Origin of the sequence: Amycolatopsis orientalis DSM 43388, assembly GCF_000411975.1 — a bacterium.
GTDB lineage: Bacteria > Actinomycetota > Actinomycetes > Mycobacteriales > Pseudonocardiaceae > Amycolatopsis > Amycolatopsis orientalis_D.
In genome coordinates this window covers 96847-111328 of the sequence record NZ_ASXG01000094.1, presented here as the reverse complement: position 1 = coordinate 111328, position 14482 = coordinate 96847, and the positions used below count along the sequence as shown (strand labels likewise).

The window sequence follows — 14482 nt, the reverse complement described above, 5'->3', positions numbered from 1 at the left end:
ATAGCGGCTGCCGCGCACAAGGGGGATTCTCGTGACCACCGCACTGATCGTCGGCGACGTCCAGCGGGGCATCACCGACGGCTACCCGTTCGCCCGCCAGGTCGTGCCTCCGCTCGCCGGCCTGCTGCCCCGCGCCCGCGAAAACGGCGCGCTCGTCGTATTCGCGCATTTCGCCCTGCGGGACAACGGAACCGACCTGCCCGACGGCGCGCTGTACCGCTCTTTCTTCGACGCCGGAACCGCTTTCCACGAGGGTTCGCCGGCACTGAACTGACCTTGCCGGTCGCCGCGGAGGACGTCGTCGTCCGGAAGCGCCGGGCGAGCGCGTTCGCCGGCACGGATCTCGACCTGGTGCTGCGCGCCCGGGGCATCCGCCGGGTCGCGGTCGCCGGGGTCGCGACCAGCGCGATGGTCACCGCGACGTGCTACGACGCGGCGGATCGCGGCTACCAGGTGACGGTGCTGCGCGACGGGTGCGCCGACAGCGACCAGACCGTCAACGATTTCCTGCTGGACCGGGTCTTCCCCAGCCGCGGATTCGACGTCGTCTCCTGCGCCGAGTGGGCCGGACAGCCCGCCTGAGCGCGGAGTCGCTGGTCAGCGGACCGGCCGAACCGGGCCCGGCGCGCCGGCGAGACCGGTTTCTCCGCGTCCGGCAAGTCCGCTACTCTCAGTACGGCATCTATCACCGTGGCCAATACGCGGGAGGTACGCGTCGTGTCCGACGCACTCAACGCACCGCCGGGGGTCAACCCGAACCAGTCGAGCGCCGCCCGCGTTTACGACTATCTGCTGGGCGGGAAGGACAATTACGAGATCGACCGGCAGGTCGCCAGGGAATTGGCCCGGGTGATGCCGGACGTCGCGGAAACCGCGCAGGTCAACCGGCACCTGATGACCCGGGTCTGCCGGTTCCTCGCTTACCACGCGGGCATCCGCCAGTACATCGACTGCGGGTCCGGCATGCCGACCGCGGAGAACGTGCACCAGATCGTGCAGCGCGCGGATCCGGCCGCGAAGGTCGTCTACGTCGACTACGACCCGGTGGTGGCCAGCCACGGCCGGGCGCTGCTCGACGAAAACGAATTCACCGAATACGTCCAGGCCGATTTCTTCGACCCGCCGAGCATTCTCGACCACCCGACGGTCAACGAGCACCTCGACTGGAACCAGCCGATCGCGGTGCTGTTCCTGCTCGCCCTGCACCACCAGACCGGCGACCGCGAGCTTCCGGGCAAGGTCACGAAGGAATTCATCGACCGGCTGCCGTCCGGTTCGTACGTGGCGATCTCGCACCTGCTCGATCCGCACGACGGCTCCGAGGACGACGAAACGGTGCGAGGCCTCGTCGAATCGATCCACAACGGCTCGATGAAGGACGTTTCTTCCCGCACCCGCGCCGAGATCAAGGAACTGTTCCACGACCTGGAGCTGATCCCGAGCGGGCCGAACAAACCGGCGGAAATCGTGCCGGTGGTCGAATGGTGGCCGGACGGTCCGCTGCTGGGCGAGCCGACCGTCGCACAGCGGATCGTGGGGATCGGGGTCGCACGGAAACCCTGAGCGCGCACCGAATTCGCGACCGCGGGCCGGTGTTCCGGCCGGGCTGACGCTCGGCTGGGGCACCGGCCCGCTGGCGTGCGGGGTCAGGACGCGACCGGCACGGGCTCCTCCGCCTTCGCCGCCGCCGCGGTCCGCCGCAGCGCGGCCATTCCCACCACCGCGAACACCACCACGATCGCCGCCCCGATCCCGGCGACCGTGTGCAGCCCCGAACTGAACGCCTCCCGCGCGGTCGCCAGCACCTGCTCGCCGAGCGAACCGGGCAGCGTCGCCGACGCCTCCATCGCCCCGGCCATGCTGTCGGTCGCCTGGGCAGCCGCCGCGGCGGGCACGTGCGCCGGGACCGCGATCTGGCCGCGGTACACCGCCGTCGCGACGCTGCCGAACACCGCGATCCCCATGGCGATCCCGAATTCCGCGCTGGTTTCCGACATCGCCGAAGCCGCGCCGGCCCGTTGCGGCGAAACCGAACCGACGACCATTTCGGTGCACAGCACGCCCTGCGGCCCCATGCCGAAGCTGGCGACCGACATGCCCAGCACCACGAACGCCACCCCGCCGGACCCGCCGGACCCGCCGGCGAGCGTGAACAACACGATGCCTCCCGCCGCGATCAGCATTCCGAAGCCCAGCACGAACTCCGGGCGGAACCGGCGCGCCAGCCGCGGCGCGATCATCGACCCGGCGACCACCGCCAGCGCCTGCGGGACCAGCAGCAGCCCGGCGCCGACGGTGCTCAGCCCGGCGACCATCTGCAGATACTGGCTGACCAGCATGAACACCCCGCCCATGGTGACCGCGCCGACCAGGATGATCGCCACCGCCGCGCTGAACGCCCGCACCCGGAACAGCTGGAGGTCCAGCAGCGGATGCGCCAGCCGCCGCTGCCGCCGGACGAACACCGCGCCGACCGCGAGCCCCGCGACGAGCACCGCGATTTCGGTCAGGGACAAGCCGTTCTTGGCGATCTCCTTGAGCGCGTAGATGACCGGCAGGATCGCCGCGAGAGAAAGCGCGACGCTGGCGAGGTCGAGGCGTCCGGCGTCGGGGTCGCGGTATTCCGGCAGCAGTTTCGGGGCGGTCGCGAGCAGCAGGAGCATCACCGGCACGCCCATCAGGAACACCGAGCCCCAGCGGAAATGCGCCAGCAGGAATCCGCCGGCGACCGGGCCGACCACCATGCCGCCCATGAAGCAGCTCATCCACACCGCGATCGCGGTGCCGCGCTGCTTCGGGTTCGGGAACATGTTGCTGATCAGCGCGAGTGTCGACGGCATGAGCGTCGCCCCGGCAATCCCGAGCACGGCCCGCGCCGCGATCAGCATCTCCGGACTGGTCGAGAACGCCGCCGCGACCGACGCGAGCCCGAACGCGCCGCCGCCGATCATCAGCAGCTTCCGCCTGCCGATCCGGTCGCCGAGGGTGCCCATCGTGACGAGGAACCCGGCGATCATGAAGCCGTAGATGTCGATGATCCACAGCAATTGCGTGCTGGAGGGCCGCAGATCCGCGGCGAGGTGCGGAACCGCGAGGTGCAGCACGCTCATGTCCAGCGACAACAGCACGGTCGGCAGGGCCAGCACCGCCAGGCCCAGCCACTCGCGTCGTCCGGCACTCATTTCGTCTCCCCGGTGGTCGTCTCGTCGGTGGTCTCACTGACGCGACGATCGGGGCGCGCCCGGATCGACATCGCCGGGTAACTTTTTCCGGCGAGCCTGCCGGATCAGGCCACGGCGTAGTCCCCGAGAGAAGGTTCCAGCAGGTCGAACGCCCGCGCCGCCTCCGCCGCGACCGTCTCCGCGACCTCGTCGACGGGCCGTCCGGCCAGGGTGAGCTCCTCGATGCGCTGGAACAGGCTGTGGTGCACCGCCCCCAGCACCGCGGCCGCCGTCCGGACGGTGATGTCCGACCGGGAGCTGCCGACCGCGTCCGCCAGCGCCTGCGCCAAGGCTCGTTCCCGCTGTTCGTGCAGGCCGCGCAGGCACGCGGACAACCTCGGGCTCTCGGCGATCATCCGGCTGAACTCCAGCCCGGCGAACCCGGCCACCGGGTCTTTCGCGGCGACCGCGGCCTCGAACGAACGCCGCAGCGCCGCGAGCGCGGACTCCCCGGGCTTCCGCGCCGCCACCGCGTCCGCCAGGGTCGCGACGAATTCGTCCTGATGGTCCAGCACCAGGTCTTCCTTGCGGGCGAAGTAGTTGGTCACCGTCTTCTTCGCGACCCGCGCGGCCGCCGCGACCTGGGCGATCGTCGTCTCTTCGAAGCCCTGCTCCAGGAACAGCCGCGTGGCGTGGTCGGAGATCAGCTGGCGCGTCTCCTGCTTCTTGGCTTCCCGCAGGCCCACATCCATCGAAAACTTACCTCCGACGTAATTTTACCTTGACATCCGTTTTTCGCCTCGGGATACTTTTACTACCGATGTAAATATAGCCCGAAGGAGAACCCCTTGTCGATCGCTGCCCTCCCGTCGCTCGCGGACCAGGCCGACCGCCTGATCGCCCTGGGAGTGCCCGAGATCGCCCGCCTTTCCGACGACGACCTGCGTGCTTTCGCCGCGGACCACGGCACCGCGGAGGGCGCGTTGCTGGCGGTCCATCCGGATCGGGCGCCCGCGTCGGCGCTCTCGCCGCTGCTCCGCCGAGAAGACAAGCCCGGCTTCGTCGTCACCGACATGCCGGACGTCGACCAGTTCGCGCCGTGCGACCTCGAACTGCCCGACGCACCGCTGTACCTCGTCACCGGGATCGACCGCGGCGACGAGATGGCGAACTGGAGCCCCGAGGAAGCGCTGCCCGCGATCACCAAGGCCGGGCGCAGTCCGCTGCTGCTCACCGAGGGGATCCACTGGGTGCTGCAGCAGCCGTCGGCGCTCGAACGCAATCATTGCTTCATGACCATCGGCTCCCGGCTGCGCAAGGAGAACGGCAAGTTCGACGCGCGCACGCCGGCGCTGTGGATCAGCAACGGCACCGGCCGCGACGGCAGCGAGCGGCGCAACGCCCCGAAGGTCGGGTGGTGCTGGTGGGGCAACCGGCACACCTGGCTGGGTTTCGGCTCCGCCACGGGCCGCCGTTGAGACACCGACCGAGGAGGCTTCCCATTTTCCCCGATCCGAACGTCCTGCACCCGATGCCCGGACAGCCGCGAGTAGTGCTGCTGAAACCGCTGGTCACCTCGCCGTTGATCGACGTCGGCGAGTTCTCCTACTACGACGACCCGGACGACCCGACCGCCTTCGAGACCCGCAACGTGCTGTACCACTACGGGCCGGAGCGGCTCGTGATCGGCAAGTACTGCGCGCTCGGCGAGGGCGTGCGGTTCATCATGAACGGCGCGAACCACCGGATGGACGGGCCGTCCACGTTCCCGTTCCCGATCATGGGCGGCGACTGGGCCGAGCACTTCGACGTCATCACCGGTCTTCCCGGCCGCGGCGACACCGTGCTGGGCAACGACGTCTGGCTCGGCTACCGGGCGACGGTCATGCCGGGCGTGACCGTCGGGCACGGCGCGATCGTCGCCTCCGGGGCCGTCGTGGTCGACGACGTGCCGGACTACGGGATCGTCGGCGGCAACCCGGCCAAGCTGATCCGCCGCCGGTACCGCGACGAGGACGTCGAGCGGCTGCTGGAGATCGGGTGGTGGGACTGGCCGCTGGACCACCTCACCAAGTACGTCCGCACGGTGATGTCGGGCAGCGTCGACGACCTGGCGAAGGCCGCGGCCGAACTGGCCTGAGCCGGTAGCGTGGCGGGCGTGCCGCCTGAGATACCCGAGGAAGTCCGCCGAAGCACGACCCGGTTCTTGTCCACAGTGGACCGAGCAGCCCCGGGACTGGTGACTGGTTTTTACCTGGTCGGCTCGGTCTGCTTCGGCGATTTCCACGCCCGCGGCGCCGGACGCGGGCGGCTGGGCACGGCCAGCGACATCGACTTCGTCGCGGTCACCGACCGACGTCCGGAGCCGAGGGAGATCTCCACGCTGGCGCACGCGCATGCCGCCACGATCGCCCAGTATCCCCAGCCGCATTTCGACGGCTCCGTGCTCACCTGGGCCGACCTCGCCGCCGGACCCGACGCCTGTCCGGACGTTCCGTGCGCGCAGGAGAACCGGTTCGCCGCCGCGGGCCGGCACGGCATCAACCCGGTGACGTTCTGCGAGCTCGCCAGCCGCGGGATCGCGCTGCGGGGTCCGGGACCGTCCGATGTGGAGGTCTGGGCGGACCGGGCGGCCTTGCGTGCGTTCACGGTCGACAACCTGCGCGGCTACTGGCGGCCGTGGTGGGAGAAGAACCGGCGCATCAGCGCGTTGTCGCTGGCGCTCGGGACGAGCCCGTGGTTCCCGGTGTGGGCGGTGCTCGGGGTGAGCCGCCTGCACCACGTGCTGGCCACCGGGGAGCTGACGTCCAAATCCGGCGCGGGCCGTTATGCGGCAAGAGAATTCGGCGCGCGATGGCAGCGCATCGTCGCGGAGAGCTTGCGCCTGCGCACCGGAGGCGCCGAAGGCCAGCGCGGCTACCGGAACCCGTTGGCTCGGCGACGCGACACGCTCGCCTTCCTGGACGCCACGATCGACGACGCGCTCGCCCTGGCGTAACGGGCCGATCGGGTGCGCCGGGTTGACCTTCAAGCTGCTTGAAGCCTGATGATGGGCAGGTGCCCGACCTGCTGACCATCGGAGCGTTCGCCCGCCGCTGCGGCCTGACCGCCAGCGCGCTGCGCTTCTACGCCGATTCCGGCCTCGTGCGCCCGATCCGGGTCGACGAGGACTCCGGCTACCGCTATTACTCCCCCGACCAGGTCTCGGCCGCGCTGGTCGTCCGGCGGCTGCGCGAGATCGGCCTGCCGCTGGAGCGGGTCCGCGCGGTGCTCGCCGCCGAACCGGCCGAAGCGTCGCGGGTCATCGACGACCACGTCGCCGGGTTGGCATCTCAGGTACGGCAGGCACGGGAAACCGCCGCGGCGGTGAAGGCCACGCTGGGTTCGTCGGCCCCGGCTCCGTCGGTCCAGCTCACCGGTCCGGTGTTCACCGCGGCGATCGAGCAGGTGCTGACCGCGACGTCGCAGGACCTGCCGGTGCTGAACAGCGTGCACCTGGAAGTCGCTCCGGAGGCGATCGTGCTCACCGCCACGGACCGGTACCGGCTCTCCACCCGCACTCTGGTCCTCGCCGAACCGAGCGCCTCCGCCTGGACCGCGACCGTCGACGCGGACGACCTGCGGCTGGCGATGCCATGGACGCGCCGTCAGCACGAACTGCGGCTGAGCGTCCGCGCCGACGAAATCTGCTTCCACGGCGAAGACAGCTCGGTACGAACCTGCCGCACCCTTGCCGACGACTTCCCCGACTACCGGCTCATGCTCGCCTCTCTGCCGGAAGTCCTTACCCGGGCGGTGCTATCTCGCAACGCGCTCGTGGCATCCCTGGAGCGCCATTACGCGCCGCAGCTCCAGCTGGACTTCTCCGCCGCCGCAGTCACGGCAGGCGCGGAGAAGATCCCAGCGGACGTCATAGGACCGCCGATCTCGCTCTCCTTCGCCGTCAGCACGCTGCACCCGGCGATCAGCACCGCTGTCGGCCCGGACGTGATGCTCGACGTCGCGGGCCCGCACCTGCCGGTCGTCGTGCGCTCCGCCGACGACGGCGACCTGACCTCCCTTGCCATGCCAGTGAAAGGAACTCCCGGATGACGGACACGATGGCCGAGATCACCGCCGCGGTGGCACTGGGCCGGACGGGCTCGCCGGACGCCGCCCGGGCGCGTCTGCGGGAACTGTGGGAGGAGATCGGCCCGGACGGGAATCCGTTCCACCGCTGCGTTCTCGCGCACTACCAGGCAGACCTGTTCGCCGACCCGGCCGAAGCCCTGGTCTGGGACATCCGCGCCGTGGACGCCGCCGCGACGGTCACCGACGAACAAGTCCAGGCCCACGATGCCGGACTCGCCGTCGCCGGCTTCTACCCGTCGCTGCACCTGAACTTGGCCGACAACTTCCGCCGCCTCGGCTCGTTCTCCGCGGCAGCGGAGCAGCTCGCCGCCGCGCGAAAACATCAGGACGTGCTCGCCGACGACGAGTACGGTGCGGTCATCCGGCAGGCGATCGACGGCGTCGCGGAGGCGATCGAGCGCCGGTCTACCGAACGACGCACGACGGCACCGGGAGTCGAATAGTTGGAACCATGGCTGTCGGATTGGTGCCGCACGCATCTCGGCACCGCACCGGTCGGCGTGCTGTTCGAGGCACGGCAGATCTCGACCGTGCATGGCCTTCAGCTGGAAGATGGGCGGAAGGTGGTCGTCAAGGCCCGGCCGGACGACGGCCGCGCTGAGTCGTGCGTCGCCGCGCAGAAGTGCTTAGGGGACCGAGGCTTCCCGTGCGCGCGACCGCTGACGCCAGTTGTCCGGGTCGGCTCCCTCGCCGTGCACGCCGAGGAATACCGCCCCGGCGGCGAAGTTGTCCGCGGAGATTCGCCGGACGTGGCAACGCGTTATGCCGAGGTCTTCGCCCGACTGCTGGCCGCCCTCGAGGGGATTTCCGTCAAGCCGCCGCTGCCGAACCCCCGCTGGCTGCGCTGGGATCACTCCGGCTCCGGTCTCTGGCCGGCGATCGATTTCCTGGACGAACGAGACCAGCGCGTCGTCCCCGATGACGTCGGCGAAACCGCGGACCGGGCCCGCCGCCGGCTGCTCGCGGCCGAACTGCCGAACGTCCTCGGCCACGGAGACTTCGAAGCGCAGAACCTGCGCTGGAAGGCCACCGAAGGCTGGACCGTGCACGACTGGGACAGCCTGGCCTGGCAACCGGAAGCGGCCCTGGCCGGAGCGGCGAGCGGGATGTTCCCGAACACGACCCCGCCGACGCTGGCGCCGATCGAGAGTTCCGCCGCGTTCCTGGAGTCCTATCAGGACTTCCGCGGCCGCCGGTTCTCCTTGGCCGAACGGGAAGTCGCGTGGGCGGCGAGCTTGTGGCCCGCCGCGCACAACGCCCGATGGGAAGCGCTGCACGGCGATCGACCGACGTGCGGCACCGCGCTTCGGGAGCAGGCCGCGGAACGCCTGCGTCTCGCGAACGCCTGAGCACTCGCGCGGAACTGCTGCCGAGCTCCGAAGCGGACCCACAGCTGGCCGGCGCCCGAGCACAGCAAAGTCACCCGATCGGGTGGAAATCCACCGGAAGCCGCCCGCTAACCAAGGGCTAACCTTGACCACCGACGATCCGGCGGTTCTGGCCCCCTTCCGCCCCGGTTTTTCGAAGCCCGCCAGGACCTAGCCCGGCACCTTCAACGCCCGCATCCGCGCGTACAGCGTCGTCCGCGAAATCCCCAGCGTGCTCGCCGCGCGCACCTTGTTCCCGCCAGCCGACCGCAAGGCCGCGACGATCGCGTTCCGTTCCGCTCGTTCGATCGGCGCCAGCTCGGGTCCGGAAGCGTCCGCGACCAGCGCGGGCGGCAGGTCTCCCGGGCCGATCGCGCCGACGGACCGTTTGCGGATCGCCTGGCTCAGCACGCCGCGCAGCTCCGGCAGGTTCCCCGGCCAGTCGTACGAGCCGAGGATCCGCAACGCGCCCGGCGTGATGTTGTGCGTGCGCGCCGCCCCGAGTTCGGCCAGCATTCGTACCGCGACCTCGGGAAAGTCCGGCCGGTGCGCCAGCGGCAGCAGTTCGACGCACTCCGCGCACGACGCGATCAGCGCCCGTTCCGGACCGGTCAGCCCCTCGCGCGGCCCGGTCGTCAGCACGAGGTGCGGGCCGACTCCGCGGGCGGCGTGGCTGGCCACCAGGTCGACCAGTTCGGCGGGCAGGAGATCCGCGCCGTCGACGCAGATGCTGCCGGAGCCGGTCTCGACCGCGGCAGTGAATCGCGCGGCCCAAGCCGCCGATCCGCCGAGGACCGCTTCCGAGCCGGTCAACGTGGTGCACGGTTCCTCCGGCACCCGCAGCCGGGCCTCGGTGGTGCGGCCGCTCCCGGGCGGCCCGGAAATGTGCACGTGGCCAGCCACCGGGCTGGGTTCGGCGGCAGCGCGCCGGCGCGTTCGGCGGGCCTCGTTCGCGCTGAGCGGGCGGATCTCGACGAGCATTCCGCCGCGGGCCCCGGGCACCGGCTCGGCGCGCACCCGGGCGCGCTGGCCGGAGCGCAGTTCGGTCTCCATTTCGGACGGTCCGGCCGTCTCGCCGGCCAGGTTCCACAGCAGCGCGACGTCCGCGCCTTCCAGCAGGTCCGCGGCGGCTTGGTTGCACAGCAACAGGTCCGGGCCGATCGCGACCACCGGCCGGGTCGGGCGCGTCGCGGCCTGGAAGGCGGCCAGCAGCGACCGTTCGGAGACCCGGCTGCCTTCCAGCAGCTGGCGTTCGATCTCCTCCACTGCCTTCGCGACCAGCGGCGCGAGCAGCGGATTCGCCTCGGCGGCGAGCAGCGTGATGTCGAGCGCGCCCTCCAGCCGGCGCGTGACCGGGTGGAAAATCGGGTGCCCGTAGCAGCTGAACCCGCGCAGCGCCTCGGCGTAGTGCTCCTCCCCGTGCACCACGATGCTCGACCGGGTTTCCAGCGCGGTGCCCGGGCCGGTCGTGCCGACCTCGTCCTCCAGCAGGCAGACGCCCACCCCGAGGCCGAGTTCCTCGAAACAGTTCTCGGCGGCGCGGTCCGCGCTCCAGCGGTGCACCAGCCTTCCGTCGTGGTCGACGAGCACCGTGGACATCGCGGTTCCGGCGAGCCGATCGTCGAGGTCCGCGAGCACCGGCGCGGCCGCCGAGAGCAGCCTGCTGCCCGGGTCGACCTCCTCGAACCGCAGGTCGAGCAGCGCGGTTTCGGGACGCACTCCGGCGAGCGAGGCACGCCGCCAAGACTGGGCGATCGGTTCCCGCAGCGCCACGCTGCGCGAGGACGTCATCGAGCTCACGCGCATCTCCACCTTCGTTGGTGACGCGCAGCAGGATAACCATCGCTCTCCGCTGCCGCTGTACAGAACTTGAACACTCAAGCCCCGATTCACCCGGCAAGGTGGTCCCTCACCACCACCCGCGTGCACGTGTTGCCTTCCGGCACGCGGTCCTTACCTCGAAAGGGGAATCAGCGTGACTCTCAGTCACTCCGAGCCGGACACCGGAAAGGAGCGCCCGGGCGTTTCCCGGCGCGGGTTCCTCGGGTACGTCGTCGCGGCCGGGACCCTCGTCGTCGCCGCCGACGTCGGGCTCTCCACCCCCGCCGCGGCCGCCGTCCCGTCGGCTCCGCAGCCGCCCGAGCTGTACGACCTCAACGACGCGCTCACCGACGCCGGGCTCCCGACGTCGCAGCTGATCACCGTCACCATCAACAAGGACGGCAGCGCCTCGTTCGAAATCCCGCGCGCCGAAGTCGGCCAGGGCATCACGACCTCGACCGCGATGATCATCGCCGAGGAACTGGACCTTCCGGTCGAGAAGGTGCACGTCACGCTCGCCCCGGCGCGTCCGGAACTGGTGTTCAACCAGCTCACCGGCGGGTCGAACACCACGGTTTCGACCTACACGCCGATCCGCGTCGCCGCCGCGATCGCCAAGCAGCAGCTGCTCGAAGCGGCGGCCATCCTGCTCGGCGGCACGGCGGAGCGGTTCATCGTCAAGGGCGGCGTCGTCACCGCGCCGAACGGCAAGTCCGCGACGTACGGCGAACTGGCGACGAAGGCCGCGTCCAGCACCACCAAGCAGGTGCAGCTGGACCCGAGCAAGCTGAAGGGCTCCAGCCAGTTCACGGTGCTCGGCAAGCCGCAGACCCGGCTCGACGCGCTCGACATCGTGACCGGCAAGAAGCAGTTCGCGATGGACCTGGACATCCCCGGCGCGCTGCCGACGATGATCTGCCGTCCGCCGACGCTCAACGGCACGCCGAAGGCCGTGCGCAACAAGGCCGACGTGCTGAAACTGCCCGGGGTCACCGACGTCGCGATCATCCCGACCGGCGTCGCGGTCCGCGCGGAGACGTTCGGCCAGTGCATCGACGGCGTGCGCGCGCTGCAGGTCGACTGGGGTCCCGGCAGCGTCGAGGGCGAGAACGACGAGTCGGTGCTCGCGAATCTGCGCCGCGCCGAGCTTCCGCTGGCCGTGCCGAAGGTTCCGGTGCTGGCCAAGACGGTCGAGGCGGACTTCGAGTTCATGTTCCGCTCGAGCGCCGCGCTGGAGCCGTACTGCGCGGTCGCCGACGTCCGCGACGGCAGCGCGGAGATCTGGGCCGGGCTGAAGTCGCCGATCGTCGCGCAAGGCGAGGTCGCGCAGGCGATCGGATTGCCGCAGGGCAAGGTGAAGGTCCACGTCGTCACCGGCGGCGGTTCCTTCGGGCACAAGCTGTTCGGCAACCACGCGGTCGAGGCGGCGCAGGCGTCGAAGGCGTTCGGCAAGCCGGTGCGGCTGATGTGGCACCGCGCCGACGAGCCGCGGCAGGGCCGGCTGCACCCGATGGCGACGTCGCGGATCCGGGCGACCGTGCTCGCCGGGAACGTGCTCACCTTCGAGCAGCGGCACACCTCGGTCGAGACGTCGTTCCGGCACGGCCTCGGCGAAATGCTCACCTCGGTCGCCACCAAACTCCCGACCGGGCTGGGCAATCTCGGCGTCGCCGAGGCGGTTTTCGTGCTGAGCCAGGAAATGCCGTACAACTTCGGCGTCGTCGACCAGACGCTCACCGAAACCGACCAGCGGTTCAACACCGGGTCGATGCGCAACGTCTACTCGCCGGACGTCGGCTGCGCCAACGAGCTGGTCGTGGACATGCTCGCCAAGGCGATGGGCAAGGACCCGTACGACTTCCGGATGGAATTCCTCAAGAACGACAAGGTGAAGGGCGTGCTGCGCAAGGTCGCCGAGGTCGGCGGCTGGGGCAGGAAGATGGCCCCGGGGACCGCGCAGGGCATCGCGATCCACAAGGAGTACAAGGGCGCCAGCGCCTGCCTGGTGGAAATCGACTGCCGTCCGGAGACGGTGAACCGCAAGGTGCGCGACGGCGTCACCGGACCGCGCGTGACGAAGGCGGTCATCGCGATCGACGCCGGGCTGGTGATCAACCCGCGCGGGCTCGAAGCGCAGATGATGGGCTGCTTCTCGGACGGGCTGGCGCTCGCGCTCACCAGCAGTGTCCACCTGAAGGACGGGCATTTCCTGGAAGCCAGCTGGGACAACTACTTCTACACCCGGCAGTGGAACATCCCGCACGACTTCACCGCGATCGCGATGCCGTCCAACGGCGAGCAGCCCGGCGGCGGCGGCGAGGCCGGCGTGGCCTGTTCCGTCGCGGCCGTCGCGTGCGCGTACGCCCGCGCGACCGGGAAGGTCCCGAAGCGGTTCCCGATCAACCACGACGACCCGCTCGCCTTCGAGGTCAAGTCGTTCGTCCCGCCTGTTCCCGAATCGCCGACCGACGGCCTGAACTGGACCTACTGAGGAGCAAGCCACCGATGAGCAAGCACACCTTCATCCTCAACGGGAAGCCGGTGTCGGTCGACGTCGACGACAACGTGCGGCTGCTGTGGGTCCTGCGCGACGTGCTCGGCGTCCGCGGCCCGAAGTACGGCTGCGGCATCAACGTGTGCAAGGCCTGCACGTCGCACTTCAACGGCAAGGCGTTCAACCCGTGTTCGGTGCGGGTGGCCGACATCAAGGCCACCGACGAGATCACCACGATCGAGGGCCTGCCGGACACCGTGAAGGCCGACCTGCACCCGATGCAGGAAGCCTGGCTGGAGCACGACGTCGCGCAGTGCGGCTACTGCCAGCCCGGCCAGATCATGGCGGCGGTCGCGAAGGTCAAGGAGGCCAAGGCGAAAGGCCGCGACATCACCGACGACGACCTGGACGAGATCCGCAACGTCTGCCGCTGCGGCACCTACTCCCGGATCCGCGAGGCGATCAAGGCCGGCGCCGCGAAGATGTGACCGGGTTCGCTTGCCCCGCGGCCATTTCCGGCCGCGGGGCAAGCTTTCCCGTCTGTACCAGTGTTCCGCCGCCCAGCAGCACGGCCACCCCGACGAGCTGCCCGGGACCCAGGGCCTGGCCCAGCAGCAACCACGCGAGCAGCGCGGCGACCAAGGGTTCGGCCAGCGCCAGGACCCCGGCCAGCGCGACCGGCAAGCCGCCCAACGCGTGCAGCCCGGCCAGATACGGCAGCACGGTGCCGAAGACCGCCAGAATCACCAGGGCCAGCCAGACCGGGATCGTCGCGCGGCCGAGCGACACCGGATTCGAGGCGACCGTCAATGTCCACAATGGACTCACCGCCAGCGTCGCCGCCGCGCCGATGGTCAGCCCGGCCGCGGTCATCCCGAGCGGATCGTGCCGTTGCGCACCGCGTTCGCCGAGCAGGAAGTATCCGGCGGAACACACCGCCGACGCCAATCCCGCCGCGACCCCGAGAAAATCCAGCTTCGCCCCGGGTCCGAGGCCGGCGACCAGCACCAGCCCGGCGATCGCCAGCGCGATGCCCAGCCACACCGCCACCGGCAGCCGCGTCCGCCGCACGACGCGCACCCACAACGCGACCAGCACCGGTGACAGATTCACCAGCACCATCGCCACCGCGACCGGAACCCGGGACACCGCAACGAAAAAGAACAGTTGCACGCCCGCGACGCCGAGCAGTCCGTAACCGAGCGGCAGCCACAGTTCGGCGCGCCGGAACCGCAACGCCCGCGGCCGCAGGAGCGCGACGCCGGGCGCCAGCAGGACCGCGGCGAGCCCGATCCGGACCGCGGTGACCGCCGCCGGGCTCCAGCCCGCGTCCAGCATGGCCTTGGCGAGCGGGCCGGAGCTCGCGAACAGCGTCCAGGAGACCAGGCTCAGCCCGGTCGCCCGCGCGGTACCGCCCCGGTCGGCCATGCCGGCATTCTGCGGCCCGGCCGGTCGCCGCGGCCACCGGTTTTCCGGATGCGACGCGGGTCACAACCCGCGGTGTCACA

Annotated in this window: 15 protein-coding genes; 11 read left to right on the top strand and 4 right to left on the bottom strand. The window is 70.4% G+C overall.

Annotation, left to right across the window (positions count from 1 at the left end; translation table 11 throughout):
- Positions 1-31: 31 nt before the first annotated feature.
- From L942_RS46345 to L942_RS18945, 3 genes are all read left to right on the top strand, one after another.
- On the top strand, positions 32-274 hold the full coding sequence (locus L942_RS46345; RefSeq protein WP_440201327.1) for a hypothetical protein: 243 nt from the start codon (positions 32-34) through the stop codon (positions 272-274).
- A gap of 2 nt (positions 275-276) precedes the next feature.
- A complete protein-coding gene (locus L942_RS46340; protein WP_440201326.1) occupies positions 277-582 on the top strand; it encodes a cysteine hydrolase family protein in 306 nt (101 codons plus the stop codon).
- 135 nt (positions 583-717) lie between these two features.
- Positions 718-1563: an SAM-dependent methyltransferase gene (locus L942_RS18945; RefSeq protein WP_037362147.1), complete on the top strand. Its 846-nt coding sequence runs from the start codon at positions 718-720 to the stop codon at positions 1561-1563.
- A gap of 83 nt (positions 1564-1646) precedes the next feature.
- Here the strand turns inward: L942_RS18945 and L942_RS18940 are convergent, their stop codons facing one another.
- Positions 1647-3182 carry an MFS transporter gene (locus tag L942_RS18940; protein ID WP_037362146.1) on the bottom strand — a complete coding sequence of 512 codons (1536 nt, stop codon included), beginning with the start codon at positions 3180-3182 and terminating at the stop codon, positions 1647-1649.
- A gap of 104 nt (positions 3183-3286) precedes the next feature.
- Complete coding sequence (locus L942_RS18935) at positions 3287-3913, bottom strand: TetR/AcrR family transcriptional regulator (RefSeq protein ID WP_037362144.1); 627 nt, start codon at positions 3911-3913, stop codon at positions 3287-3289.
- Positions 3914-4009: 96 nt separating this feature from the next.
- On the opposite strand from L942_RS18935, the gene L942_RS18930 reads away from it, so the two are divergent.
- Genes L942_RS18930 through L942_RS18905 form a run of 6 tightly spaced genes read left to right on the top strand, consistent with a single transcriptional unit; the run spans position 4010 to position 8641 of the window.
- Positions 4010-4639, top strand: a complete 630-nt coding sequence (locus tag L942_RS18930; RefSeq protein WP_037362141.1) for a DUF5701 family protein — start codon at positions 4010-4012, stop codon at positions 4637-4639.
- A gap of 53 nt (positions 4640-4692) precedes the next feature.
- Positions 4693-5301 carry a CatB-related O-acetyltransferase gene (locus L942_RS18925; protein WP_051166084.1) on the top strand — a complete coding sequence of 203 codons (609 nt, stop codon included), beginning with the start codon at positions 4693-4695 and terminating at the stop codon, positions 5299-5301.
- A gap of 18 nt (positions 5302-5319) precedes the next feature.
- On the top strand, positions 5320-6159 hold the full coding sequence (locus L942_RS18920) for an aminoglycoside adenylyltransferase domain-containing protein (protein WP_158684492.1): 840 nt from the start codon (positions 5320-5322) through the stop codon (positions 6157-6159).
- Positions 6160-6218: 59 nt separating this feature from the next.
- Positions 6219-7253 carry a MerR family transcriptional regulator gene (locus L942_RS18915; RefSeq protein WP_037362140.1) on the top strand — a complete coding sequence of 345 codons (1035 nt, stop codon included), beginning with the start codon at positions 6219-6221 and terminating at the stop codon, positions 7251-7253.
- Positions 7250-7735, top strand: coding sequence for a hypothetical protein (locus tag L942_RS18910; RefSeq protein ID WP_037362136.1), 486 nt, complete (start codon positions 7250-7252; stop codon positions 7733-7735). The genes L942_RS18915 and L942_RS18910 overlap by 4 nt, the downstream gene beginning before the upstream one ends.
- The gene (locus tag L942_RS18905; RefSeq protein WP_037362133.1) at positions 7736-8641 is read left to right on the top strand and encodes a phosphotransferase; all 906 of its coding nucleotides are present in this window, start codon (positions 7736-7738) and stop codon (positions 8639-8641) included.
- Between the two features lie 189 nt (positions 8642-8830).
- On the opposite strand, the gene L942_RS18900 is transcribed toward L942_RS18905, so the two are convergent.
- Complete coding sequence (locus L942_RS18900; RefSeq protein WP_235079247.1) at positions 8831-10465, bottom strand: sigma-54-dependent Fis family transcriptional regulator; 1635 nt, start codon at positions 10463-10465, stop codon at positions 8831-8833.
- Positions 10466-10634: 169 nt separating this feature from the next.
- Between L942_RS18900 and L942_RS18895 the strand changes: the two genes are divergently transcribed.
- Both L942_RS18895 and L942_RS18890 read left to right on the top strand, forming a co-directional pair.
- Positions 10635-12971, top strand: a complete 2337-nt coding sequence (locus L942_RS18895) for a molybdopterin cofactor-binding domain-containing protein (RefSeq protein ID WP_037362130.1) — start codon at positions 10635-10637, stop codon at positions 12969-12971.
- A 14-nt stretch (positions 12972-12985) separates the two neighbouring features.
- On the top strand, positions 12986-13462 hold the full coding sequence (locus tag L942_RS18890; RefSeq protein WP_037362128.1) for a (2Fe-2S)-binding protein: 477 nt from the start codon (positions 12986-12988) through the stop codon (positions 13460-13462).
- Here the strand turns inward: L942_RS18890 and L942_RS18885 are convergent.
- Complete coding sequence (locus L942_RS18885) at positions 13437-14402, bottom strand: EamA family transporter (RefSeq protein WP_037362125.1); 966 nt, start codon at positions 14400-14402, stop codon at positions 13437-13439. The genes L942_RS18890 and L942_RS18885 overlap by 26 nt on opposite strands.
- Positions 14403-14482: the final 80 nt, after the last annotated feature.

Excerpts from the sequence above, each read along its gene's own strand:
- L942_RS18940 (WP_037362146.1), bottom strand. The coding sequence starts at position 3,182 with ATGAGTGCCGGACGACGCGAGTGGCTGGGCCTGGCGGTGCTGGCCCTG.
- L942_RS18935 (WP_037362144.1), bottom strand. The coding sequence starts at position 3,913 with ATGGATGTGGGCCTGCGGGAAGCCAAGAAGCAGGAGACGCGCCAGCTG.
- L942_RS18925 (WP_051166084.1), top strand. The coding sequence starts at position 4,693 with ATGCCCGGACAGCCGCGAGTAGTGCTGCTGAAACCGCTGGTCACCTCG.
- L942_RS18910 (WP_037362136.1), top strand. The coding sequence starts at position 7,250 with ATGACGGACACGATGGCCGAGATCACCGCCGCGGTGGCACTGGGCCGG.
- L942_RS18900 (WP_235079247.1), bottom strand. The coding sequence starts at position 10,465 with ATGCGCGTGAGCTCGATGACGTCCTCGCGCAGCGTGGCGCTGCGGGAA.
- L942_RS18890 (WP_037362128.1), top strand. The coding sequence starts at position 12,986 with ATGAGCAAGCACACCTTCATCCTCAACGGGAAGCCGGTGTCGGTCGAC.
- L942_RS18885 (WP_037362125.1), bottom strand. The coding sequence starts at position 14,402 with ATGGCCGACCGGGGCGGTACCGCGCGGGCGACCGGGCTGAGCCTGGTC.